Below are 24067 nucleotides of genomic sequence, written 5' to 3' on the forward strand. Positions count from 1 at the left end.
ATCCCCCTCTAATTCGGGCTTCCTCGCGGTGGATTTAAGGGCAAATGCGGGTTGCCCGTTTCATCTGTAACTCCGGGACGATGCCCATGAGGTCCTTGGGCCTTTGGGTCAGATTGGCCTCTATGCCCTCCTTTGTCGACACGTGTACCGGTAGGCTTCCCATCCTGCCCTAGTACCTGCTGATACCTCCCATCCGGCGACCCCTTTAATTGCTCCCCTTGCTCCACAGGGATCGCGTTGCCGTCACTATCCACAACGACGACGGGACTATCAACTGGGCCGTTATACGGATTTGTATTTCCAGCCCCGCTATCGGCTGGTGCATCCATCGCTTCATTTGCGGCCCAAACAATCGCACCACCAATTGCTGTACCCGCTATAGCCGCCCCATAGCCTGCCAATTTCAATGGTGCAGCCGCATCTGAAGGCTCTGGAGTTACCGCGTCTGCGGCAGCGAACGCGAGCACCCCTCTCAAAGCTAGGAATTCTAGCTCCTGACGTCCATCAGGATCGATGAACTTGTAAGGATTATTGTTGACATAGGAATAACGATTGAAGTTATCGCCACTATTGCTATCGACCTGAACCGAATCGACTGACAAGAATCTTCCAATCGCCGGATCATAATACCGCTGCTGCATATACGTCAGCCCAGTCGCACCATCCATGACGTGGCCGGTATACCCCACCCCGTTGTATGCTGGCTGACCCGGCTCACGTATTGCTGCGCCGAAGGGTTCCCACTCCGTACGCTCAAGCACTTGCCCGGCAGTATTCGTGACCACCACGGGGCTTCCCAGTGCATCTGTATGCTGGTACTTGATCTGGCCATTGCCCGCTGCACGATTCCATTCGAGCGTAGCCAGCAGGCTGCTTCCCAGATAGATATGCGGGATATTGAGTTCGGGATGACTATCGCTCTCCGCTTCTGCGCTGTGATGCTCTTCTCGTAGTAGCAACTGACCGGCTTGGTTGTAGAACGACTGTGAGAACGTCGTATCGGGGCGCCCTGTCGCGGTGACTCGACGCCCGTAAGCGTCGTAACGATAGATCTCTTTTCCGGTTACCTTGCGCAGCCGGTTGCCGAGATCGAAGTCGTAATCTTGACCATTCTTGTTGTCCAGGTTGCCCTGAACGTCGTAGCCGAGACCAATCACGGTAGGCGTGCTGCCGTCGGCATTGACGCTCTGGATATTGGTCAGGTGATTATTGCCATTGTAAAGATAGCGATGATTCTTTACGCCGCCGAGCGACCACGTCTTGATGTTGTCCAGCACATCGTAGGTAAAGCGGTGCCAGCAGTCGCCCTTGAAACTGCATGAGCCCGCTGAAGTGAGACGATCCAGATTGTCGTACCCCATCCACCGGCTGTAGTGATCTCCACGCAGTCGATCGGAAATACTGGTGACGTTGCCGTTACTGTCGTAGCCGGTAGAAAAATCGATCACTCCGGCATCCACGCTGAGCACAGGCAATTGCCGGGCATTCTGCGTCATCGAATGGACGATGCCGTTGCCGTACGTGAACTGCTTGATCGCACCGTTCGGGTAATAGCTGATGCCGGAGGCATGCGTGCCCCAAGCTGTACTGACGGCCGTCGGCTGGCCCAGCGCATTGTTGGCATAGTTGACCTGCAACCCATCCGGCGTCGTGTAACGGCTGCGATTGCCGTTGCCGTCGAACCCGTTGGTGCTGGTCCAAGTAGACGAGCCCGGCTGGCTCATCGATTCCGCGCTCAGCAAGCGGCGCTTGTTATAGCCGTACGTATTGACGACCACACCCTGCCCAACGCCTTCGTTGCTGGTCGTGACTTCCCTGGGCAACCCATCGGGGGTGTACAGCCAGCTCTGATTGCCGCGCCCATCTGGAAAGGTCAAACCCTCAAGGCGATTGCGGTTATCGTAACTGCGGTCGACCCGGCGACCCGATGAGTATGCTTCCGTGAAATCGCAGTTGCTTGTGCTAGGCAGACTCAAGCCAGCGGCCGACCAAGCCGGATTGCCGGCATCGTCGTAGGCGGTGACCGTAGCGCCGGTTTCCGGCTCCACACTTTTGCACAAGCGCTGATTCGCGTCATAGACGAGATAACGATAAAGCGACAGGCTTTGATCGGCGTTTCGGCGACGCAGTGAAGTGGGCTTGCCGAACACATCGCGCGCGATTTCTGTATAGACGCCTTCCGGACTGCTAATAACAACGGGCGCGTCATAGCTGGGCGCGCCAAATGCGTGGAACGCAGTCAAAGTTACATTGCCCCGCGGGTTCGTCACCGCGGTCTGAAGCCCACCGAGGTACTCGGTAGTCGAAGTCAGAACTCCCAGTTCGGAATCTTGTTTAACGCTGACGACTCGACCGAGGACATCATAGCGAGTTCGGACTCCCAGCAAAGACGATGCCGGCGGCGCCTGAACTTGTACCACTTGATTCGCAGAAGGGTCACCAAACCAAGCCACCCCCTCCTTCAGCATCCGCCATTGAAAATTATAGGAACCCGACGCAATAGGTGCCTTGACGGTAAAGCCGAAGGTCGCGACCTGCCCAGGGGCTATGTCGCCGGCTACAGGGATGCGCGCGATATTCCAGGTGCCGTTGTCGTTAGGATTGAATGAGCCGAGACGGATGGATTCGGAGCTTCTCCATATCGCAGTGCCGACATTCCGCATCTGCACGCTGACGCTATACGTAGCGCCGGGCACCATGCTCGTCGGCACGGACTGGCTTACGAATTCAGAGGCGAGCGCCGGTGGCGTACGCACTTGTACAACCTGGTTCGCAGAAGCGGAACCAAACCATTGCACGCCTTCTTTCAACATCCGCCATTGGAAATTGTAGTCGCCGTCCGAGGCGGGCGCGGTTACATTGAAATCGAATACCGCAGTCTGACCCGGGCCTACATCGCCGACCAGGCCCGCCCGGGACATGCCCCATGTGTAGTTGTCGCCTGGGTTGGATGAGCCGAGCCTATACCCATCGCCGTTGCGCCAAACCGAAGTACCGGTGTTCTTCATCTGCACGCGGACTGGATAGACCGCTCCCGGCCTCATGCTCACAGGAACAATTTGCCCAGCGAATTCGGCTTCCGCCGTACTCACGACTACGCTAACCGGTGCGGAATTACCATGCTGGTTCTTGTTATCATAGGCGCTCGCTACGAGCGTATAAGTGCCTGGTGAGACATTGTTCCATTGCGCGGTAAAAGGCGGCGACATCGAGGCCGCGACCCAGACGCCATTTGCGAAGTACTCCACCTTGCTGATCGAGCCATCGCTGTCGGAAGGATTGGATGCCAGCGTGATATTCGCAGGCGTGAGGTATTGCGTGCCGCCAGGCAAGCTCAGACTTACCGTAGGCGCTTGATTGGCAGGCTGGATTACAACTTGCTTGGTAACCGTATTTGTGCGCCCGCCAAAATCTTTAGCTGTCGCGCTGAAATAGTAAGTACCGGCTGGCAATCCGGTGACCGTTTTATCGACGATGTAGTCGTTCACCTTTATCAGCTGGACTCCGTTCTGATAAAGCGCGATCCACTCTATGCCGGCATCTCCGCTGCCCTCGGCATACACTTCCAAGGTCGCCGGCTCTTCATAGCCTGGGATCGGATTGACCGAGATAGTGATCGCAGGGGTTCCTCCCGCAGCCTGTGCGGCAAAGCTCATCAGCAGCCAGAGTGCGGCTGCCGCGCTCCAAGTTCCCAAGCGCCGACTAAGGCTCCCACGCCGAATCGACCGCGTTACGAAATTTGCGTCCTGCGTCATATCACCCCCGAAGACGATCTTCGTTTCACCCAATCCTTTTTCTCGCCGGCTCATGGTGTGAGCCCCGCGCAGTCGAAGGCGGGTGCGCCTTCGGTAAATGGATTACGCGGATAAGACGAGAAAGTGACTCGCCCCTCCGGGTCATAGCACTTCATGGTCCAACGCGCAGTGGATTGGGGATCGGCGATATCCTCTTCCTGTTCGATCACCGGCCGCCACAAGGCATCGAAATAAGTAGTCTTCTTGCCATTGCCGGTACTTACGACATGCCGCCAGTGACCGGCAGGCAAACCGTACTCGACTCCCGCGACCTGCTCGAAACTGAGGGCCGTATCGTTCCAAACGGTATCGTCGCCCGTGGGATACACGATGCGCGTCATGCGCCCCATCAGGTCGTAGCTGTAATTCATGACGTGGCCGTTCTCATCGGTCACTGAAGCAACCCAGCCATTGTTGTCGACGACTACATCTTTCTTTGCGCCATCCTGAAAACGAATCGTCTGCGGCATGCCACGCTTCCAGTTGCTGAGGCTGGTCGTGAGGTTGCGACCGTCCTTCAAGGCCGACAGCGTGCCGTCCGGGTAATACTCCAAGGTCTGTTGCAACTTCCCGTAGGCATAAGTCCGTACCGGCAAAGCAGTGGCAGCGTCGTAGTCGGCCTGCGACACGACAGCCCCCGTATTGACATTAGTTTCCTTCTGGACTTGCCCAATAACCCACTTCGACAGATCCGCGTAGTACTCGGTCGTGTTGGTGCGGCTATAGCCCAAGCTGCTGACTTCCGTTCTGTTGGTCGGCTGGGCGAAGACATCGAAACCATTCACCTTATTGGCGAATGTCGCGCCGTCTTGCTGGGTCGAACTTTCGGTGACCGGACGCAAGCTCTCCGACGAAAACGAGTCCAAACGAACCTGCGGGCTGATGCCCATGCGGTGCGCGAACACGTTCTGCTGTTCCGCAGCGGTGTTGCTGAGATACTCGGTAGCCGACGTACGCAGCAGCGCGTTTCCGGCAAAGACTTCAGTCTTGAGCAGTTGGCCTTCGTTAGCGTTAAAAACGACGCCATAGGTGTTGACGGTGCGTTCGCCGCCCGGCCCGGTGACTGTCGTGGTCTTGGTTGTCGCGCAGTTCGCGCATCCATCCTCCCAGCTCCCCACTGGGGTCGTGTAATCGTAGTTCCAAGTATCGGCCGGGAGCCCGGCACCGGTGATGCGTTTGGTCCGGATCGCAAGCACATCGAAGCGTGCCGGCACCATGCTGGTCAGCGTGTCTTCCGGCTCGGGGTTGTCCGGCAGCGTACCGCCCAGATTCGGAGGCGGCAGGCATTCGGACCGAACAGAGTTGCGCCCATGACGAATCGTCTGAAATATGAATTCGCCTGTCGCGCCGGACGGGTGAGTGATGGTCGCAGTTCTCGTGAGCGGCCTGAGTACACGCATCCATGAGCAAGACAGAGCCTTATCTTGGACGGGCACGCGGCGACCGTCGGCCATGGTTTCTTCGGCTTGTTCGTAAAAAGGCGCTCCCCACATTTCTAGAAGATTGAGCTTCCATTGCCCGCCATCGGGTAATGTCACGGAGGTCAGTCGCGAATACGCCGAGTAACCGTAATTCCATTCACGCACGGGCGTGGTGTTAACGGCGACTTTGGCCACCCGGTCATAACCGTTCGCGCTCTCCCACGTCAGAGAGAGCTGGCGGCCGTCGCTGGAAGTAATCGACGCGAGCTGATTACCGCTCCAGTTATAGGCAACCCAGTTCCCGAAACGATCCTCGACACGCGTCGCATACAGACGGATTTCGTCGCGTGGCACCGGCCTGCTGAGAATGGTGCCATCGCCCGCAAAAGGCTTCACCAGATCGTCGGTTTGTCGCGCAACCATCCAATCGAAGCGATAACGGGTGCCGTCCGGCGCAAGCGCCAGGAACCCTTCCCCCGGATGTGCGCTCTGAAGGTTCGGCAGACACGACAGATGCCAGAACTGTTTGGTAACCCAGGGATAAGTCTTGCCATCGGTCGGCCTGGGCTTGGTCTGTGCTGTCGCGATCAACAGTTCCTGATCCCCTCCACCAACGGACATGCGATAACCGCTCCAATACTCCCAGGCTTGGACTGGTGCGCTGCGTCCTGGTGTGGAACTGGCCACCTTGACGATGGGTGGCCTCGCGGTCTCAGGGGACGTCGGCGAGGAGCAACGATTGGGCGTCGCATCGGGGGCGATATCGCCGATTACCCAGCCCGAGCTCCGGCTGAAAGTGCCGCTGATATACGGCACGTCCCAGTCCCAATCAGCGAAAGGCCGATTGCGCGCATCGCTTTGAGCCGAAAAACGACGCCCGATCGCGACCGCCAGATCGCTGTTACCCGGCAAGGAAACATCCGTCGCCGCGAAACTGGTGGCCCCGGTATAGAGGTTGACCGAGTCGCCGAGCAAACCAGGCCCCTCGGTCTTGATGGTCTGCGCCGATTTGACGAACTTGTCGTACTCCTCCCACGGCGCCTTTTGCGCACCCGCCGTGCAAGACACAACGGCCAACAACACCCCACACAGATAACGCACGGCCTTCTCCCCGGTTCCCTGGCCCAACACAGATCGGTCGCATCGCGACTTCGATTCGCCAACCTTCTATCACGGCTTCGATTCGCCAAGCTATATGTGCGAAGACTCAAGCGATGAGACTCCTCCATCGGCACATCAGGCCGCAAAGCAAAACGGGCGCCCAGTGGGCGCCCGTATGCAACTGACAATTGGACAATCCTGTCCCTGCAGTTAAGCCTTACCCCACCCACACCCGCGCATTGCGGAACATGCGCAGCCACGGCGAGTCGCCGCTCCAGTCGCGCGGCGACCAGCTGAAGTTGGCGTTGCGCAGGGTGCGCTCGGGGTGCGGCATCAGGATCGTGGCGCGACCGTCGTTGCTGGTCAGGCCGGCGATGCCGTCGGGCGAGCCGTTCGGGTTGAGCGGGTAGCGGTCGGCGACGCGGCCGTCGCCGTCGATGTAGCGCAGCGAGACGTTGGCGGCGCTCTGGTCGAGGTTGCTGGCGAAGCTGGCCTGGCCTTCGCCGTGGGCGACCGCGACCGGGATGCGCGAGCCGGCCATGCCGCGGAAGAACAGCGACGGCGACTCGGCCACTTCCAGCAGGCCCAGGCGCGCTTCGAACTGTTCGCTGCGGTTGCGCAGGAACACCGGCCAATGCTCGGCGCCGGGAACGATCGGCTTGAGCTGGGCCAGCATCTGGCAACCGTTGCAGACGCCGAGCGAGAAGCTGTCTTCGCGGGCGAAGAACGCGGCGAAGGCGTCGCGCAGGGCGCTGCGTTCGAGGATGCTGGTCGCCCAGCCGCGGCCGGCACCGAGCACGTCGCCGTAACTGAAACCGCCGCAGGCGGCGAAGCCCTTGAAGTCTTCGAGCCGGAAGCGGCCGCTGATCAGGTCGCTCATGTGCACGTCGAAGGCTTCGAAACCGGCGCTATCGAAGGCCGCGGCCATTTCGATCTGGCCGTTGACGCCTTGCTCGCGCAGGATCGCGACCTTCGGGCGCGCGCCGGTGTTGATGAAGGGTGCGGCGACATCCTCAGCGGCATCGAAGCTCAGCTTGGGCTTCAAGCCCGGCGCGTTGAAGTCGCGCGCGATCGCCCGCTCTTCGTCGGCGCACTCGGGGTTGTCGCGCAGCTTCTGCAGCGCATGGCTGGTCGACCACCAAGCGTCGAACAGCTCGTCCCAGCGCCACTCGACCAGGACCTTGCCGTCTTCTTTCACCCGCACCGCGGCGGCCGTGGTCGGCTTGGCGATGCGCTGGGCGCAATCGATCAGGCCGTGGCGGGCGACCAGGTCGGCGAATTCGGCGCGGTCCTCGGCGGCGATCTGCACGATCGCGCCGAGCTCTTCGTTGAACAAGGTGCGGAACGGATCCTCGCCCCAGCCGTCGAGGCTGATATCGAGGCCCAGACGCGAGCAGAACGCCATTTCCGACAGCGCGGCGAAGGCGCCGCCGTCGCTGCGGTCGTGATAAGCGAGCAGCAAGCCGGCTTCGCGCGCGTCGCGGATCAGCTCGAAGAAATCGCGCAGGCGCTGCGGGCTGTCGAGATCGGGCACACCGGTCTCGTGGCGCGTGCCCTCGCCGGGCAGGCCGGCGAAGGCCGGCAAGCCGCCCTCGCTGCCGGCTTCCGGATGGCACTGGGCCAGCACCGAACCGCCGAGGCGCTGCTTACCGGCGCCGAGGCCGATCAGCCACAGCTCGCTGTCGGTGTCGCGCGACAACAGCGGGGTCAGTTGCTGGCGCACATCGACCACCGGCGCGAAGGCGCTGACGATCAAGGACACCGGCGAGACCGACTTCGAGGCGTTCTCGCCCGAGCCCCATTGCGCCTGCATCGACAAGGAATCCTTGCCGACCGGGATGCTCAGTTCGAGCTCGGGACACAGCTCCAGGCCGACCGCCTTGACCGCGTCGAACAGCAGCGCGTCTTCGCCCGGATGCGAGGCAGCCGCCATCCAATTCGCCGACAGCTTGATACGGTTGAGCGATTCGACCGGCGCGGCGCACAGGTTGGTGATGGCCTCGCCGACCGCCATGCGCGCGGCAGCGGCGGCATCGAGCAAGGCCAGCGGCGTGCGTTCGCCGATCGCCATCGCTTCGCCGACGTGGCCGTCGAAGTCCGACAGGGTGATCGCGCAATCGGCCAGCGGCAGCTGCCAGGGGCCGATCATCTGGTCGCGCGCGACCAGGCCGCCGACGGTGCGGTCGCCGATGGTGATGAGGAAGTTCTTGGCCGCGACGGTCGGGTGCGCGAGCACGCGCAGGCCGGCGTCGCGCAGATCCAGCCCGCCCCACTGCAGCGCCGGCCACGGCGCGTCGGCGGGATAACGGGTGTCGCGATGCATCTTCGGCGGCTTGCCGAACAGCAGGTCCATCGGCAAGTCGATGGGGTAAGCGGTGGCGCTATCGTTCTCGCCATAAACCGTCTCGACCGTCGCGCCGTAACCGACCACCAGGCGCTCTTCCGCGGTCGCATAGCCGACCACGGCGAAGGGGCAACGCTCGCGCTCGCAGATCGCGGCGAAATCGGCGACGCGGTCGGCCGGCAGGCCGAGCACGTAACGTTCCTGCGACTCGTTGCACCACAGTTGCATCGGCGACAGCGAGGGGTCGTCGCTCGGCACCTTGGCCAGATCGATCACGCCGCCGAGGCTGGAGTCGTGCAGCAGTTCCGGGATGGCATTCGACAGACCGCCGGCGCCGACGTCGTGGGCGCTGTCGATCGGGTTGGCGTCGCCGAGCGCGACGCAGCGGTCGATGACTTCCTGGCAGCGACGCTCCATTTCCGGGTTGTCGCGCTGGACGCTGGCGAAATCGAGCGCTTCGGCGCTGTCGCCTGAAGCGACCGAGCTGGCCGCGCCGCCGCCCAGGCCGATCAGCATCGCCGGGCCGCCGAGCACGATCACCGCATGGCCCGGCTTCAGGCCGAGCTTGGCGACCTGGACCCGATCGATCGCGCCGAGACCGCCGGCCAACATGATCGGCTTGTCGTAGGCGCGGGCCAGGCTGGCGTTGCCGGCCTGACCTTCGGACAGCTCGAAGCTGCGGAAGTAACCGACCAGGTTCGGGCGGCCGAATTCGTTGTTGAACGCGGCCGCGCCGAGCGGGCCGTCGAGCATGATTTCCAGGGCCGGCGCCATGCGCGGATTGAGCGCGCGTTCGCCTTCCCACGGCTGCGGCAGAGTCGGGATGCGCAGGTGCGAGACGCTGAAACCGCACAGGCCGGCCTTCGGACGGCCGCCGCGGCCGGTCGCGCCTTCGTCGCGGATCTCGCCGCCGTTGCCGGTGCTGGCACCGGGGAACGGCGCGATCGCGGTCGGGTGGTTATGGGTTTCGACCTTGATGCAGAACGCCGAAGGGATCTGCGCTTCGGCCGCATAAGCCTGGCTGCCCGGCTGCGGGCGGAACCGTCGCGCCGGATAGCCCTCGACCACCGCCGCGTTATCGCTGTATGCCGAAAGCGTGTTCTCCGGCGTATGCGCGTGGGTGTGCTTGATCATCTTGAACAGCGACTGCGGCTGCTCGCGGCCTTCGAGCGTCCACGAAGCATTGAAGATCTTGTGCCGGCAGTGTTCGGAATTGGCCTGCGCGAACATCATCAGCTCGACGTCGGACGGGGTGCGGCCGAGCGCGGCGTAGCGCTCGCGCAGGTAGCCGATCTCGTCGTCGGCCAGGGCCAGACCGAGCCGGCCGTTGGCCGACTCGAGTTCGTCCAGAGGAATGCGCTCGAGCTCGCCGCGCGCGGGCACGGCGAACAGCGCCGCCGCGTCGTCGCGCGCTTCCAGCAGCGACTGGGTCATCGGGTCGTGCAGGACCTTGGCCAGCGCGCCCTGGGTGGCGGCGTCGCTCGGCCAGCCTTCGAGGTCGTAACGGGTACCGCGTTCGACGCGCTTGACCGGCTGGCCGGCGCCGCGCAGCAATTCGGTGGCCTTGCTCGCCCACGGCGACAAGGTGCCGAGGCGCGGCGTCACGTAACGCGAAACGGCCGCATCGGTACGGGCGGCTTCATGCGGTTCGGCCTGGAGGATGCGGCGCAGGGTCGCGTCGTCGGGCGTAGCGCCGGTGTCGGGCTCGACCCAGTAGACGGGCCAGGCATCGAGCAGGCGGATACTCGGATGAAGGGCGGACAGTCGAGCTTGGAGACGCTCGCGGCGGAACGAAGACAGGGCCGAATGGCCCTCGAGGACGATCATGTCCGGGGAACCGTGCAACGCAGGGCCCGGTATTGTATCCAAAACCGCCGGCGAGCTTCGGCCCGGCCCCCGATCGAGCCGCGCGGCGGTCCACGCCCCCCCTGCCCGGCGCGAGACGCCCCCGCTTGCCTCTTCGGCCGTTGCCCGTTTTCGCCCTCGGGCCGGACCAGGCGGCCCGCGAAACGCAGCCCGGAAACGACATCGCCGCCCAGTGGGCGGCGATGCGATCGAACCTGGGCCCGGAAATCCGGGCGCGGAACCTTGCTCAGCGTCCGCCGGTCGGCACGGCGACGGCCGCGGTCGGCTTGGCGCCGGAGGCGGCCGGCTTGGCGTCGGCGGCGATCTTGTCCAGCGCCTCGCGCAACTGCGCCGGCGGCACGTAGCCACCGAGCTGGATGCCCTCGGAGGTCAGGATCATCGGCGTGCCGGTCAGGCCCGCACGCTGGCCGACGTTGTATTGCATGGTGACGGTGTTCTTGCAGTCCTTGTTCGGAATGCTCTGCTCGCTCTTGGCGTCGGTCAGGGCCTTGCGGCGGTCGGCCGCGCACCAGACCGAGACCATCTTCTTATAGTCCTCGCTGCCGATGCCCATGCGCGGGAACGCCAGGTACTCGACCGCGATGCCCTGACGGTTGTACTCGGCGATCTCGCTGTGCAGCTTGCGGCAGTAGCCGCACTCGACGTCGGTGAAGATCGTCACCGTGTGCTTCGGATTGGCCGGCGCGAAGACGATGCGCTCGCTGGCCGGGATGGTCTTCAGCAGGTCCTTGCGCATGCCGGCGAGGCTGCTTTCGCTGAGGTTCTTCTTGGCCTGGGTGTCGAACAGCGCGCCGCCCGAGCCCGGCAGGAACAGGTAACGGCCGTCGTCGCTGACGTACACGACCTGGCCCTGGGCCAGCGCTTCGCGGAAGCCCGGCACCGGCGACGGGCCGACCTTGTCGATGCTGACGTTGGGATTGAGCTGGCGGATGGCCTCGACGGCCAGCGCATCGGCGCTGCCGGCCTTGACCTCCGGCGCCGCCCCCTTGGCGGCGGCTGCAGTCTTGGCGGGGGCGGCCGGATCGCTCTTGGCGGCGGCGCCCTGCGGCGCCTGGGCACAGGCGGACAGGCTGATCGCGCCGAGCACGGCGAAAATGATGCGCTTCATCAATCGAATCCTTGGCGTTCTGAGGTCGGGGTCTTGGACCGCTCGACGAGGAATAGGTTCTACCGATTGTGGCACGGCCGGCCACGCGAACGCCGTTCCGCAACCGCAGTCACACGGCGAAGTGGCGATGGGGGTCGCGGTTTGCGGTGCGGATGCCTGTATCGGCCCGGGACCCTGGCCGCCGGGACGGGGCGACGGACCGCAGCGAGGGTAGGAGCGGCGTGAGCCGCGACCAAGGGACAGGCAGCGGCCGCACCGCCACCGTCACTGATCGAAGCAGCGGCTTGTCGCGGGGTAGGAGCGGCGCAAGCCGCGACCGCCAACTGAGCCGGCGGCGACGGCTGGGGGCCGGTGAAGACCCAAACAGGGCGTTTAGAGCAGCAGGCGGCGGTGCCGCCTGGCGCTGCTTGGGGTACTCGCGATCTGACCGGACGTGCCCGGCCCGGCGCAGGGGCGCCGGGCGTTCAGAGCAGCAGGCGGCAATGCCGCCTAGCGCTGCTTGGGGTACTCGCGATCGGCTAGGACGTGCCCCGGCCCGGCGCAGCGCGCCGGGCGTTCGCCAAGCCCAGGCGGCAGTGCCGCCTAGCGGGCTTGGCTCACCCCCTAGGATGGTGCTGCGCGTGGAGGCGTTTGAGCTGCTCGCGCGCCACCAGGGTGTAGATCTGGGTGGTCGACAGGGAGCTGTGGCCCAGCAGCATCTGCAGGGCGCGCAGGTCGGCGCCGTGGTTGAGCAAATGGGTGGCGAAGCTGTGGCGCAGGCCGTGGGGGCTGATCTTGGCCGGGTCGATGCCGGCAACGGCAGCGTAGCGTTTGACCAGGTGCCAGAACTCCTGCCGGCTCGGGGCCTCACCGCTCGCGGCCAGGAACAGCGGCGCCAGCGCGCGTTTGCCGGCCAGTTGCGGACGCGACTGCGCCAGATAGCGTTCGAGCCAGTGCTGGGCCTCTTCGCCCAGCGGCACCAACCGCTCCTTGCTGCCCTTGCCGGTGACCCGCAACACGCCCTGGCGCAGATTGACCGCGGTCGAGGGCAGATTGACCAGCTCGCTGACCCGCAGGCCGGAGGCGTACATCAATTCGAGCATGGCGCGGTCGCGCAGCCCGAGCGGCTCGTCGACGGCCGGGGCCGCCAGCAAGGCTTCGATCTGGCTCTCGGCCAGCGCCTTGGGCAGCGAGCGCGGCAACTTCGGCGGCGCCAGCAATGCAGTCGGGTCGTCGCTGCGCACGCCGCGACGCAGGAGAAAAGCATGGAACGCGCGCAGGGCCGACAGCAGGCGGGCGTTGCTGCGCGGCGAATAGCCTTCGCGGGTGCGCCAGGCCAGATAATCGAACAAGGCCGAACGATCCGCATTGGCGATGCCGCTGCCGTCGCGCCAGCGCGCCAGGCCTTCGAGATCGCGGCGGTAGCTGTCGAGGGTCTGCTGGGCCAGGCCGCTCTCGGCCCAGATCGTGTCGAGGAAGGACTTGATCGCCGCATCGTCGGCGTCGCCCAAGGGCGGCAAGGCCATCGCCTGGCTGCGGCGTTCGGCGGGTGTACTGGCACTCATGGCCGCAGCTTAGCAGGCGGTCCGGCTGCCTATATCCTGATGCGATGAGCTCGAACGACATCTCCGCCGCCGATCCCGCACCTGCCAAGCCCGCCGCCCTGGTCGGCTGGCGCCTGTTCGCGTTGTTCTACGATTTTTGGCCGGTCACGGCGCTGTGGCTGGTCGCAAGCGCGGCGTTCACCATCGCCTACACCTTGTCCGGGCATGGGCAGCGCGAAAACATTCCGCCTTTCAGCGCCCTGCAATGGGCGCTGTGGCTCGTGTGCTGGCTGATCGCCGGCGGCTACGCGACGCTGAGCTGGCGGCGCGGCGGGCAAACCCTCGGCATGCGTCCGTGGCGGCTGCGCGTGATCGGTGCCGATGGCGCTGCGCCGGAATGGCGAGCGCTGGCGATCCGCTATGCGGTCGGCACCGTATCGCTGGCCGCGCTCGGCCTGGGCTTCTGGTGGGCCTGGTTCGATCGCGATCGCCTGACCTGGCACGACCGCGCCAGCGGGACCCGGATATTGCGCGTGCCTAAGCGGCCGAAGTGAGTGCTGACGGGACGATTGCAGAGTCCTGCGAAGTCGCCGGTGCCGATGCCGTCATCACTGTAGGAGCGGCGCAAGCCGCGACCAAGGGACATGCAGAGGGAGCACCGCCCGCGTCGATGATCGAAGCCTCGAACTATCGCGGGGTAGGAGCGGCGCGAGCCGCGACCGCGTAACTGAAGGTGCCGGCGCCGGCCGAGTTCACGCAAGGGCTCCAGCCATGGAGTCAGTACCCCCGCCGCTTCGTTGGGGTAATCGCGATCTGACCCGACGTGCCCCGGCCCGGCGCAGCGCGCCGGGCGTTCATCGAAAGCGCGAGCCAATGGCGAAGCTCCGTGGAGAGAACGCATGGGCCGGGAGCTGCGGCCCCGGCCCGGCGCGGCGCGCCGGGCGTTCACACAGTCCACGCGGCAGTGCCGCGGCTTCGTTGCGACATTACGCGACCTGAAAGTTGCGGCCCCGGCCCGGCGCAGCGCGCCGGGCGTTCATCGAAAGCGCGAGCCAATGGCTCGCGAGCGCTTTCGATTCACCCCGACCGACGTTTGAACAGGTAGGCGGAGACGGCCAGCATCACCACGGTCGGCGCGGCGTAGGCCAGGCGGAAGTCGAAGCGGAACACCTTGGCCAGTTCGACGAATTGCGTCTGCAACTGCCAGAACAGCAGCGCGAACACGATGCCGATGAACAAGCGCTTGCCCATGCCGCCGCTGCGCAGGCTGCCGAAGGCGAACGGAATCGCCGCCAGGCACAAGGTCAGCACGTTCAGCGGGTAGAACCAGCGACCCCAGTAATAGGCCTCGAATTCGGCTGCATCGAGGCGGTTGCGTTCGCGGTCCTCGATCGCCTTGTGCAGGGCCTTGGCACTGAGGTAGCGCGGGCGGTTGCTGCCGCTCATCAGGGCGGCGCTGTCGAGTTTGGACTCCCAGCGCTCTTCGGCGACATGGACCTGCTCGGCCGACTTGGCCAGGAAGGTGGTGCGGGTGACGTCGCGCAGCAGCCAGCCGCCCGGGCGATGTTCGGCGATCTTGGCCAGCGCCAGCGACACCAGGCGCCCGTCCTGGCCGAACTGGTACAGGCTGACGTCGCGCAGTTCCAGCCAGCGGTCCTGGTCCTCGCTGCGCTCCTGGCCCTGGCTGGCGCTGAGGATGACATCGCCCTCGCGCGCCCAGACCCCGGAATATTGAGCCACCACCTGGTTGTTGGACTTGGCCGCGGTCTTGAGCGCATCGGCGCGACGTTGGCCTTCCGGCGCCAGGGTCTCGCCGTTGACCACCATCAGCAGGGTCAGCAGGGCGAGCGCGCCGGCCACGGCCAGGCTCAGGCGCCGCCGCGACAGGCCGACCGCGCGCAGCACGGTCAACTCCGAGGTCGAGGCTAGCTGGCCCAGCGCCATCAGGGCGCCGATCACCGCCGCGTACGGGAACAAGGCGTAAGCGCGGCGCGGCACGGTCATGGCCATGTAGGCCAGGGCCTGCATCAGGCCGTAGCGGCCCTTGCCGACGTCGCCGAACTCGCCGACCAGGCTGAGCATGAAATCCAGGCCCAGCAGCACCGCCCAGGTCAGCAGCACCGTGCCGAGCACGGTCTTGCCGACGTAGACGTCGTGGATCTTCGGGAACGGCTTCATCGCGCCACCCGCCTGCGCGCGACGCGGCCGTCGCGGAAATACAGCCAGCCGGCAACCGCCAACAGCGGCAAAGTCAACCACCACAGGCCGAGGAAGGTCGGGATCTTGCCGTCCTCGATCCAGCCTTTGCCCATCATCATGAAGTTGTTGCCGATCAGATAGGCCAAAAAGCCCATCAGCACGCTGCCGTAACGGGCCTGACGCGGGGTGCTGCGCGCCAGCGGCACCGCCAGCAGGGCGAAGGCCAGGGCCAGCAGCGGCGGTGCGATCCGGTAATGCAGCTGGGCCGCGGCCTCGCGGCGCGGATCGCCGAACAATTGCGTGGTCGACATCATCTCGGGCAGGGACGGGTCGTAGCGGTCCTCGCTGGCCGGCAACAGCACGTCGTTGCTGGCGTAGCGCATCAACCGGTAGTTGAGACCGCCGTCCTTCGGGCCCTCGACCTCGAAACCGTCCTCCAGGGTCAGGTAACGGTCGCCGTTCGGGCGCACCGTCAGGTGACCGGTCTTGGAGGTGGTGACGTCCTGGCGGTCGGGCTTGTTGCGGTAGATGAAGATGCGCTCGAAGCGGGTGCCGTCGTTGGACATCGCGCCGACGTAGATCACTCCGTTGTCGTTGGGCAGGCCAGTGAAGGCACCCGGCTCCAGGCCGGCCACGACCAGGCTGCGGCTGGCCTCGTTGATCATCTCGCGCGAGGCGCGGTCGGCCCAGGGGCCCAGCCACAGCGAGCAGGCGGCGACCACGGCCACGATCGGCCCGACCACCATCAGCAAGGGTTTGAGCAGCCGGCGCGGGCCGACGCCGATCGAGGCGATCACCGGCATTTCCGAATCGCGATAGAGCCGGCCGATGCCCAGCATCAGCCCCAGCATCAACGCCAGCGGCAGGATCAGCGGCAGCCACTTGATCAGCACCAGGCCGAGCTGGAGCAGCATCAGCCCGGCCGGGACCTTGCCCTTGGCGATGTCCTCGAGCACGTCGGTGAAGGCGCCGCCGACGCTCACGATCAGCAACACCACCAGGGTCGCGAAGACGGCCTGGGCGAATTCGCCAGTCAGGTAACGGTCAAGCTTGAGCATCGGGCTTCGGCATCGGGCAGGCTTGCTTTAAACTCGGGGGTTCGTTCGACGGCCGACCTGTCTGCTGGCGCTCCGGGATAGCCGGAGGCGCGAGGTCGAGGACCCAGGATGGCGGCACGGGCATCGAGCCCGGGACCGACGCCCCGCAAAGCCGTTCGATTGTACGGACAAACTCTTCTTAGCTGCTGGGAATCTGTTGGATGACCCTCGAATTCGACCTGAACCGCGACGCACTCGCGGCCGCTCAAACTGATTGCGTCGTGGTAGGCGCCTTCGCCGACAAGACCCTGACGGCTGCCGCGCGAACGCTGGATGAAGTCAGCGGCGGGCGCCTGACGGCTTTGCTCGAACGCGGCGATATCAGCGGCAAGACCGGCAAGACCTCCCTGCTCCACGACCTGCCCGGCGTGACCGCACCGCGCGTGCTCGTGATCGGCCTCGGCGAGGCCGGCAAGTTCGGCGTCGCCCAGTACCTCAAGGCCGTCGGCGATGCCGCGCGCGCGCTCAAGGCCGGCCCGGTCGAGCACGCGCTGCTGACCCTCAGCGAAGAGCCGGTGACCGGCCGCGACGCCGCCTGGGCGATCCGCCAGGCCGCCATCGCCGCCGACCATGCCTGCTACCGCTACACCGCTACGCTCGGCAAGAAGAAAGACGAGCCCGGCCTGCGCAAGCTGTCGATCCGCGGCGACGACGCCACCGCCCTGGCCCAGGGCCAGGCGATCGCCGCCGGCGTCGCCTTCGCCCGCGAGCTCGGCAACCTGCCGCCGAATATCTGCAACCCGGCCTACCTGGCCGAGCAGGCGCAGGAATTCGCCGGCCGCTTCGACAACACCTCGTGCGAAGTGCTGGACCGCGAGCAGATGCAGGCGCTCGGCATGGGCTCGCTGCTCGCCGTGGCCCGCGGCTCGGCCAATCCGCCGAAATTGATCGTGCTCAAGTACGACAACGGCGGCGACGCCAAGCCCTATGTGCTGGTCGGCAAGGGCATCACCTTCGACACCGGCGGCATCAACCTCAAGGTGCAGGGCGGCATCGAGGAGATGAAGTTCGACATGTGCGGCGCCGCCTCGGTGCTGGGCAGCTTCGTCTCGGCGGTCGGCATGCAGTTGCCGATCAACCTGGTGGTGATCGTGCCGGCGGTCGAGAACATGCCCGACGCCGACGCCTACCGCCCCTCCGACGTGCTCACCAGCATGTCCGGCAAGACCATCGAAGTCGGCAACACCGACGCCGAGGGCCGCCTGATCCTGTGCGATGCGCTGACCTATGCGCAGCGCTTCGAGCCGCAGGCCCTGCTCGACGTGGCGACCCTGACCGGCGCCTGCGTGGTCGCCCTGGGCAAGTTCGCCACCGGCCTGATGAGCAAGGACGACGACCTCGCCGCCGAGCTGACCAGCGCCGGCGAGCAGGTCTTCGACCGCGCCTGGCGCCTGCCGCTGTGGGACGAATACCAGACCCAGCTCGAATCGACCTTCGCCGACGTCTACAACATCGGCGGCCGCTGGGCCGGCGCCATCACCGCCGGCTGCTTCCTGTCGCGCTTCACCGAAGGCCAGCGCTGGGCGCATCTCGACATCGCCGGCGTCTCCAACGAAGAAGGCAAGCGTGGCCTGGCCACCGGCCGTCCGGTCGGCCTGCTGTCGCAGTGGCTGCTCGAGCGCGCCGCCTGAGGATGAAGCGCAATGCGCTGATCCTGTCGGCGATCACCGGCCTGGCAAGCGGCATCTACGCGATGTCGCCCTACGCGCAGGCCGGTTTCACGCCGGTGGATTGGCTGCTGTTGGCGTTGGGCCTGTTCTGGATTTTCATGTGGCTGCATGGCGACCAGCAGGAGTTCGGCCATCGCCGCTCGCCGTGGATGAACATCGGCATCGTCGTGCTGGCGATGCTGTTCGTGCCGATCTACCTGGCGCGGACCCGGCCTGCAGGACGCAAGCTCAAAGCGGTCGGCGCGTTCTTCCTGCTCCTGCTCGGCTGGTTCGCCCTCAACGTCGGCGGCGCCCTGCTGGGTTATTTCGTTTTCGGCGGCTCGGCCGCATATACCGGTTGATACCCGCCCATGGCCCGCGCTGACTTCTATCTGATCCAAACGCCGCGCTTCAAAGAGCAACCGCTGCGGTTGGTCTGCGAACTGGCGCGCAAGGCCCACGACGCCGGCCTGCCCACGCTGATCCTGGCGCGCAACGCCGAACAGGCCGAAGCGCTCGACGACATGCTGTGGGACATGGGCGAGGATGCCTACATCCCGCACCAGATCGCCGGCGCCGACCTCGACGAGGAAGAAGCCGACGTGCTGATCGCCGCGCCCGAGGTCGACGCGCCGTTGCGGCCGCTGGTGATCAACCTGCGCGACACGCCGGTGCAGGACGGCTTCGACCGCGTCCTCGAAGTGGTGCCCGCCGACGACTCCGCGCGCGGCCCGCTGCGCGAGCGCTGGAAGCAGTACCAGGCCCGCGGGCTGACGCTCAACAAGCACGATATGTGAGGGGTTCGGGAATCGGGAATGGAGAATCGGGAATCGTAAAGGCCCGATGCATCCATCCTCCTTCCCATCTCCGGCGTTGCTCTGCTGTTGCCTTAAACGATTCCCCATTCCCCATTCCCGATTCCCGCCAATATGTCCCTCGCCTCCAGCTACGACCCCAAGCAGTTCGAAGCCCGCCTCTACGAGCAGTGGGAGAGCAGCGGCGTATTCCAGCCGCGCGGCGAGGGCCAGTCTTATACGATCCTGCTGCCGCCGCCCAACGTCACCGGCACCCTGCATATGGGCCATGCGTTCCAGCACACCCTGCAGGACGCGTTGATCCGTTATCACCGTATGCGCGGCTATCGCACCTTGTGGCAGATGGGCACCGACCATGCCGGCATCGCGACGGAAATGGTGGTCGGCCGCAACCTCGCCATCGAAGGCAAGGGTGAGACCCGCGACTCGCTGGGCCGCGACAAATTCATCGAAAAGGTCTGGGACTGGAAGCAACAGTCCGGCGGCACCATCGAGCGCCAGATGCGCCGCCTCGGCGCCAGCGGCGACTGGTCGCGCAGCGTGTTCACCATGGACCCGATGGCCTCGGACGCGATCACCGAAGCGTTCGTGCGCCTGCATGAGAAGGGATTGATTTACCGCGGCCAGCGCCTGGTCAACTGGGACCCGGTGTTGAAGACCGCGATCTCCGACCTGGAGGTAGCCAACGAGGAAGAGAACGGCCACATGTGGTCGATCCGCTATCCCTTGGCCGACGGCGCGAGCTACGAATACGTCGAGCGCGACGCCGACGGCAACGAAACTCTGCGCGAAATCCGCGACTACGTCGTGGTCGCCACCACCCGCCCGGAGACGATGCTGGGCGATACCGCAGTGATGGTGCACCCCGAGGACGAACGCTACATCGCCATCCACGGCAAGTTCGTCGATCTGCCGTTGACCGGCCGCCGCATTCCCGTGATCACCGACAGCTATGTCGACCGCGCGTTCGGCACCGGCGTGGTCAAGGTCACGCCCGCCCACGACTTCAACGACTACGCGGTGGGCCAGCGCCATTCGCTGCTGTCGATCAACATCTTCGCGCCCGACGCATCGGTCTGGACGCTTTCCGGCCCGACCGCGCTCAAGCACGTGCTGTCTTCCGCCGACCCGGACTTCACCAAGATCGATCGCGACGCCTGCACGCCGCAGCAGAATCAATACGCGGACGACTTTTCCCTGTTCGCCGAACAGGGCATGGCCGCGATCGTCGAGAAGTACATCCCGGCGACGTATCGAGGCCTCGATCGCTTCGAAGCGCGCAAGATGATCGTCGCGGATCTGGATGTCGCCGAACTGCTGATCGAGATCAAACCCCATCGCCTGCAGGTGCCGCGCGGCGACCGCAGCGGCCAGGTGATCGAGCCGTATCTGACCGACCAGTGGTTCGTGAAGATGGACGCCTTGGCACAGCGCGGACTCGAGCTCGTCGAGTCGGGCGAGGTGAAGTTCGTCCCGGCGAACTGGATCAACACCTACCGCCATTGGCTGGAGAACATCCAGGACTGGACTATTTCGCGCCAGCTCTGGTGGGGCCATCGCATCCCCGCCTGGACCGTTCGCTCGGGCGAGTCGGATTTCACGCCGATCATCGGGGAAATAGTCGCTCGGACGGAAGCGGACGCCGAAGTTGCCGCTCGCGCGAAACTGCTTGGCTCGCTCGGTCGCGACAACTACGACAAGATCAAGGATCGGATCGAGTTGGCTCAAGACCCGGATGTGCTGGAAACCTGGTTCTCCTCGGCCATGTTCCCCTTCAGCACCCAAGGTTGGCCGAACGAAGACAAGATGGGCGAACTCGGCTTCGACATCGCGCTGCCGACCAGCGTGCTGGTGACCGGGTTCGACATCATCTTCTTCTGGGTCGCGCGCATGATCATGATGACCGACGAACTGGTCGGCCGCGTGCCGTTCCGCGACGTTTACATCACCGGCCTGGTCCGCGACAAGGATGGCCAGAAGATGTCGAAGTCGAAGGGCAACATTCTCGACCCGCTGGACATCATCGACGGCATCACCGCCGAGGCGTTGGTCGCCAAGCGCACCACCGGCCTGATGAAGCCGCAGGACGCGCCGAAGATCGAAAAGGCCACGCGCAAGGAATTCCCCGACGGCATCCCGGCCTTCGGCGCCGACGCCCTGCGCTTCACCATGACCGCGCTGGCCGGCCCCGGCCGCGACATCAAGTTCGACCTGGGCCGCGCCGAGGGCTACAAGAACTTCTGCAACAAGCTGTGGAACGCGACCCGCTTCGTGTTGATGAACACCGAAGACGCGAATTTCACTGGCGCTCCGCAGCCGAAGACCGACGCCGAGCGCTGGATCCTGGCGCAGCTGGCCAAGGCCGCGGCCGAAGCCGAGACCCATTTCGCCGCCTACCGTTTCGACCTGCTGGCGCAGACCTTGTACGAGTTCGCCTGGAACGCGTTCTGCGACTGGTTCGTCGAACTGGCCAAGCCGGCCCTGCAGGGCGACGACGCGGCCGCCGCCGACAGCACCCGCCACACCCTGCTGTACGTGCTGGAACGCCTGCTGTCGCTGCTGCACCCGCTGATCCCGTTCGTCACCGAAGAGCTGTGGCAGCAGGTCGCGCCCAAGCTCGGCATCGCCGAGACCACGGTGATGCTGCGCCCGTATCCGCAGGCCGGCGACCTCAGCGCCAACTACGCCCAGGCCGAAGCCGACGTGGAGTGGCTGAAGGGTATGGTCTCGGCCCTGCGCAAGGTGCGCAGCGAGCTCAACGTCTCGCCGCAGAAGAACGTCGGCCTGCTGCTGGCCAAGGGCGATGCCGCCGACCGCGATCGCGCCACCCGCTTCGACTCGCAGTTGCGCTTCCTCAATCGCCTGGAAAGCATCGAGTTCGTCGCCGACGCGAACGACGCGCCGCCGGCGGCGTCGGCCGTGGTCGGCGAATTGACCTTGTTGGTTCCGCTCGAAGGCCTGGTCGACCTGGGTGCCGAACGCACGCGCCTGGACAAGGAGATCAAGCGTGTCGCCGGCGAGATCGGCAAGTGCCAGGGCAAGCTCGCCAGCGAGACCTTCGTCCAGAACGCCCCCGCCGCCGTGGTCGAACAGGAGCGCAAGCGCCTGGTCGACTGGAACGTGCAATTGGAAGGCCTGACCGCACAGCGCACCAAGCTGGGCTGAGCGCAGCCCGGCGGCGTTGCGCTGCTGCTTGCAAGGACAAAGCCGTGGCTGAGCCACGGCTTTTTCTTTGCGGCAGCGTTCGAGCGAAGAGCAAAAGCTAAATCCCCCCTGCCCCCCTTTTTCAAAGGGGGGGAAGTGCACGACGTGTTTCGGGACTTGGGACTTGGGACTTGGGAATTGAGAGGCGGGAGGCGGGAGGCGGGCTTCTAGGTTGCGACTCGATATCCAAGCGCTCGATATGCGCTTTCGCACCTCGCCGAATACCGCCACGAATCTCCCAAGCCTTTCCCCCTTTGAAAAGGGGGGCAGGGGGGATTTGCTCGTGCTCGTGCTCGTGCCCTGCTCCGCTCTACCGGCTCCTGCCGATCGCCCGGCCCCCGTCTTCCTCATCGGTGCACACCGCGCGAACCCACAACTCTGGCCCTTGCCGTGGCGTAACGCAGCGACCTAGGCTTGAACTCCTGGCCTTGGGGGTACGGAAGCCATGCGTCTCGTCCTGCTGCTAAGCGCCTGCCTGCTGGCGGCGCCGGCCTTCGCCGGCGTCTGCCCGCCTGCCGGACACACCGCGGCGTCCTTGCAGGCGCTGAAAGCGCGCCAATTCGCCCTGCCCGACGCGGCCGAAAAACAAGCCCTGGCGGCCGGCCTGATCGGTTGTCTGTCGGCCTCCGATCCCGAGCTGCGCGACGGCATCGCCTTCGAAGCCCTGAGCCAGTGGATGCGCGCCGGCGATTTCGACGCGAACGCGCTGCGGGCGATGCGCGACTCGCTGTACGCAACGCTGGGCAGCGAAGACGGGCCAGGCTTCGGCCCGCCGTTCGCGGCCCTGGTGCTGTCGGAAGTCGCACGCACCGATCGCATCAAGGCCTGGATGACGCCGCAGGAAAGAGCGGCGATGGTCGAACGCGCCGCGGCCTACGTCGAGTCGGTACGCGACTATCGCGGCTACATCGAAGGCCAAGGTTGGCGGCACGGTGTCGCCCACGGCGCCGACTGGCTGATGCAGTTGAGCCTGAATCCCGCCCTGGAACGCGCGCAATACGAGCGCATCCTGGCCGCGATCGCCTCCCAGGCGGTGCCAGGCAACGGTCACGCCTATGTGTTCGGCGAATCCGAACGCCTGGCCCGCCCGCTGTTGTTCACGGCCCAACGCGGCCTGCTGTCGGCCGAGGATTGGCAGGCATGGTTCGCCGCTTTATCGGCGAAGGTCGGCAAACTCGATCGCGCCGACTACGCCGGCTGGCTCGGGCGTCGCCACGATCTGACCGCGTTTCTGAGCGGTCTGTATGTGCAGGCGGATCAGAGCGAAGACGCTGCGATCAAGGCACTGAAGCCAGCGATCCTGGCGGCCTTGAAGCAGGCGCCGTGACCGCGCGCCGACAGCCGCGTCATTCCTCGGGAAACAGCTCGATCGCCATGACCAGGGCGTCCTCGCGTCCGCCGCGCGCCGGGTAATAGCGCGGGCGGCGGCCGATCTCGTTGAAGCCTTCGTTGTGGTACAGCGCGATCGCGCCGGAGTTGGACGGGCGCACTTCCAGGAACACGCGCTCGGCGCCGCGGCCGCGGGCGATGTGCACCAGCGCGCGCAACAGCTTGCGGCCGTAGCCGTGGCCGTGCGCTTCCGGGGCGACGCAGACGTTGAGCACGTGCGCTTCACCGGCGGCCACGCTCATCAGGAAGTAACCGATGATGCGTTCGCCCTCCGACAGCACCCAGGCCGGGTAATCGGCGCGCAGGCAATCGCGGAAGATGCCCGGGGTCCAGGGGAACTCGTAGGCGCGGATCTCGATGGCATGGACGACTTCGAGATCGTCCTCGCGCATCGGCCGCAGCGCGGCCGGCGCCGTGCCCGGATCGAACTCGGACGCCTGCGCGCTCACCTCGCCGCGCTCCCGCGCCGCAGGGCGCGCAACTGCGGCCACAGCGCGCGCTTGGCGGCGGCATCGCCGCGCAGCGCCTGCGCATCGAACAGTGCCAGCACCGCCGGA

Annotated in this window: 14 protein-coding genes; 6 read left to right on the plus strand and 8 right to left on the minus strand. The window is 65.3% G+C overall.

The genetic code is table 11. From position 1 onward, the window contains the following. Positions 1–8 precede the first annotated feature (8 nt). From GLA29479_RS23900 to xerD, 5 genes are all read right to left on the minus strand, one after another. Positions 9–3809 (minus strand): RHS repeat domain-containing protein, encoded by a 3801-nt coding sequence (locus tag GLA29479_RS23900; protein WP_082638814.1) that lies wholly within the window; start codon positions 3807–3809, stop codon positions 9–11. Then, positions 3806–6316, minus strand: coding sequence for an RHS repeat domain-containing protein (locus GLA29479_RS19120; RefSeq protein ID WP_144436620.1), 2511 nt, complete (start codon positions 6314–6316; stop codon positions 3806–3808). The genes GLA29479_RS23900 and GLA29479_RS19120 overlap by 4 nt, the downstream gene beginning before the upstream one ends. A 217-nt stretch (positions 6317–6533) precedes the next feature. Next, positions 6534–10487: a phosphoribosylformylglycinamidine synthase gene (gene purL, locus GLA29479_RS19125; RefSeq protein WP_057972522.1), complete on the minus strand. Its 3954-nt coding sequence runs from the start codon at positions 10485–10487 to the stop codon at positions 6534–6536. Positions 10488–10752: 265 nt separating this feature from the next. After that, a complete protein-coding gene (locus GLA29479_RS19130) occupies positions 10753–11634 on the minus strand; it encodes a DsbC family protein (protein WP_425599953.1) in 882 nt (293 codons plus the stop codon). Between the two features lie 596 nt (positions 11635–12230). Continuing rightward, positions 12231–13178, minus strand: coding sequence for a site-specific tyrosine recombinase XerD (gene xerD / locus GLA29479_RS19135; protein ID WP_057916897.1), 948 nt, complete (start codon positions 13176–13178; stop codon positions 12231–12233). 44 nt (positions 13179–13222) lie between these two features. On the opposite strand from xerD, the gene GLA29479_RS19140 reads away from it, so the two are divergent. Beyond that, positions 13223–13711 carry an RDD family protein gene (locus GLA29479_RS19140; protein ID WP_144436621.1) on the plus strand — a complete coding sequence of 163 codons (489 nt, stop codon included), beginning with the start codon at positions 13223–13225 and terminating at the stop codon, positions 13709–13711. Positions 13712–14234: 523 nt separating this feature from the next. Here GLA29479_RS19140 and lptG read toward each other — a convergent pair. Together lptG and lptF are read right to left on the minus strand one after the other, a co-directional pair. After that, positions 14235–15335, minus strand: a complete 1101-nt coding sequence (gene lptG / locus GLA29479_RS19145) for an LPS export ABC transporter permease LptG (protein WP_057972524.1) — start codon at positions 15333–15335, stop codon at positions 14235–14237. Continuing rightward, entirely contained in the window at positions 15332–16414 is a 1083-nt protein-coding gene (lptF, locus tag GLA29479_RS19150; protein ID WP_057916895.1) for an LPS export ABC transporter permease LptF, read from the minus strand. The genes lptG and lptF overlap by 4 nt, the downstream gene beginning before the upstream one ends. Positions 16415–16614: 200 nt before the next feature. On the opposite strand from lptF, the gene GLA29479_RS19155 reads away from it, so the two are divergent. The 5 genes from GLA29479_RS19155 (at position 16615) to GLA29479_RS19175 (ending at position 23448) form a co-directional block, all read left to right on the plus strand. Continuing rightward, entirely contained in the window at positions 16615–18084 is a 1470-nt protein-coding gene (locus GLA29479_RS19155; protein ID WP_057916894.1) for a leucyl aminopeptidase, read from the plus strand. A 2-nt stretch (positions 18085–18086) separates the two neighbouring features. Next, complete coding sequence (locus tag GLA29479_RS19160) at positions 18087–18464, plus strand: hypothetical protein (RefSeq protein WP_057972525.1); 378 nt, start codon at positions 18087–18089, stop codon at positions 18462–18464. Positions 18465–18473: 9 nt separating this feature from the next. Next, a complete protein-coding gene (locus GLA29479_RS19165) occupies positions 18474–18899 on the plus strand; it encodes a DNA polymerase III subunit chi (protein WP_057972526.1) in 426 nt (141 codons plus the stop codon). 132 nt (positions 18900–19031) lie between these two features. Beyond that, entirely contained in the window at positions 19032–22082 is a 3051-nt protein-coding gene (locus tag GLA29479_RS19170) for a valine--tRNA ligase (RefSeq protein WP_057972527.1), read from the plus strand. A 484-nt stretch (positions 22083–22566) separates the two neighbouring features. After that, positions 22567–23448: a DUF2785 domain-containing protein gene (locus tag GLA29479_RS19175; RefSeq protein WP_082638815.1), complete on the plus strand. Its 882-nt coding sequence runs from the start codon at positions 22567–22569 to the stop codon at positions 23446–23448. A 19-nt stretch (positions 23449–23467) separates the two neighbouring features. On the opposite strand, the gene rimI is transcribed toward GLA29479_RS19175, so the two are convergent. After that, positions 23468–23902 carry a ribosomal protein S18-alanine N-acetyltransferase gene (gene rimI / locus GLA29479_RS19180; RefSeq protein ID WP_057919919.1) on the minus strand — a complete coding sequence of 145 codons (435 nt, stop codon included), beginning with the start codon at positions 23900–23902 and terminating at the stop codon, positions 23468–23470. Between the last annotated feature and the right edge of the window lie 165 nt (positions 23903–24067).

The organism is Lysobacter antibioticus, assembly GCF_001442535.1.
Taxonomy (GTDB): domain Bacteria; phylum Pseudomonadota; class Gammaproteobacteria; order Xanthomonadales; family Xanthomonadaceae; genus Lysobacter; species Lysobacter antibioticus.

Bases quoted from the DNA above. Each gene is read 5' to 3' on its own strand.
- GLA29479_RS23900 (WP_082638814.1), bottom strand. From the start codon at position 3,809: ATGAGCCGGCGAGAAAAAGGATTGGGTGAAACGAAGATCGTCTTCGGG.
- purL (WP_057972522.1), bottom strand. From the start codon at position 10,487: ATGATCGTCCTCGAGGGCCATTCGGCCCTGTCTTCGTTCCGCCGCGAG.
- GLA29479_RS19130 (WP_425599953.1), bottom strand. From the start codon at position 11,634: ATGAAGCGCATCATTTTCGCCGTGCTCGGCGCGATCAGCCTGTCCGCC.
- xerD (WP_057916897.1), bottom strand. From the start codon at position 13,178: ATGAGTGCCAGTACACCCGCCGAACGCCGCAGCCAGGCGATGGCCTTG.
- GLA29479_RS19140 (WP_144436621.1), top strand. From the start codon at position 13,223: ATGAGCTCGAACGACATCTCCGCCGCCGATCCCGCACCTGCCAAGCCC.
- lptG (WP_057972524.1), bottom strand. From the start codon at position 15,335: ATGAAGCCGTTCCCGAAGATCCACGACGTCTACGTCGGCAAGACCGTG.
- lptF (WP_057916895.1), bottom strand. From the start codon at position 16,414: ATGCTCAAGCTTGACCGTTACCTGACTGGCGAATTCGCCCAGGCCGTC.
- GLA29479_RS19155 (WP_057916894.1), top strand. From the start codon at position 16,615: ATGACCCTCGAATTCGACCTGAACCGCGACGCACTCGCGGCCGCTCAA.
- GLA29479_RS19160 (WP_057972525.1), top strand. From the start codon at position 18,087: ATGAAGCGCAATGCGCTGATCCTGTCGGCGATCACCGGCCTGGCAAGC.
- GLA29479_RS19165 (WP_057972526.1), top strand. From the start codon at position 18,474: ATGGCCCGCGCTGACTTCTATCTGATCCAAACGCCGCGCTTCAAAGAG.
- GLA29479_RS19170 (WP_057972527.1), top strand. From the start codon at position 19,032: ATGTCCCTCGCCTCCAGCTACGACCCCAAGCAGTTCGAAGCCCGCCTC.
- GLA29479_RS19175 (WP_082638815.1), top strand. From the start codon at position 22,567: ATGCGTCTCGTCCTGCTGCTAAGCGCCTGCCTGCTGGCGGCGCCGGCC.
- rimI (WP_057919919.1), bottom strand. From the start codon at position 23,902: ATGCGCGAGGACGATCTCGAAGTCGTCCATGCCATCGAGATCCGCGCC.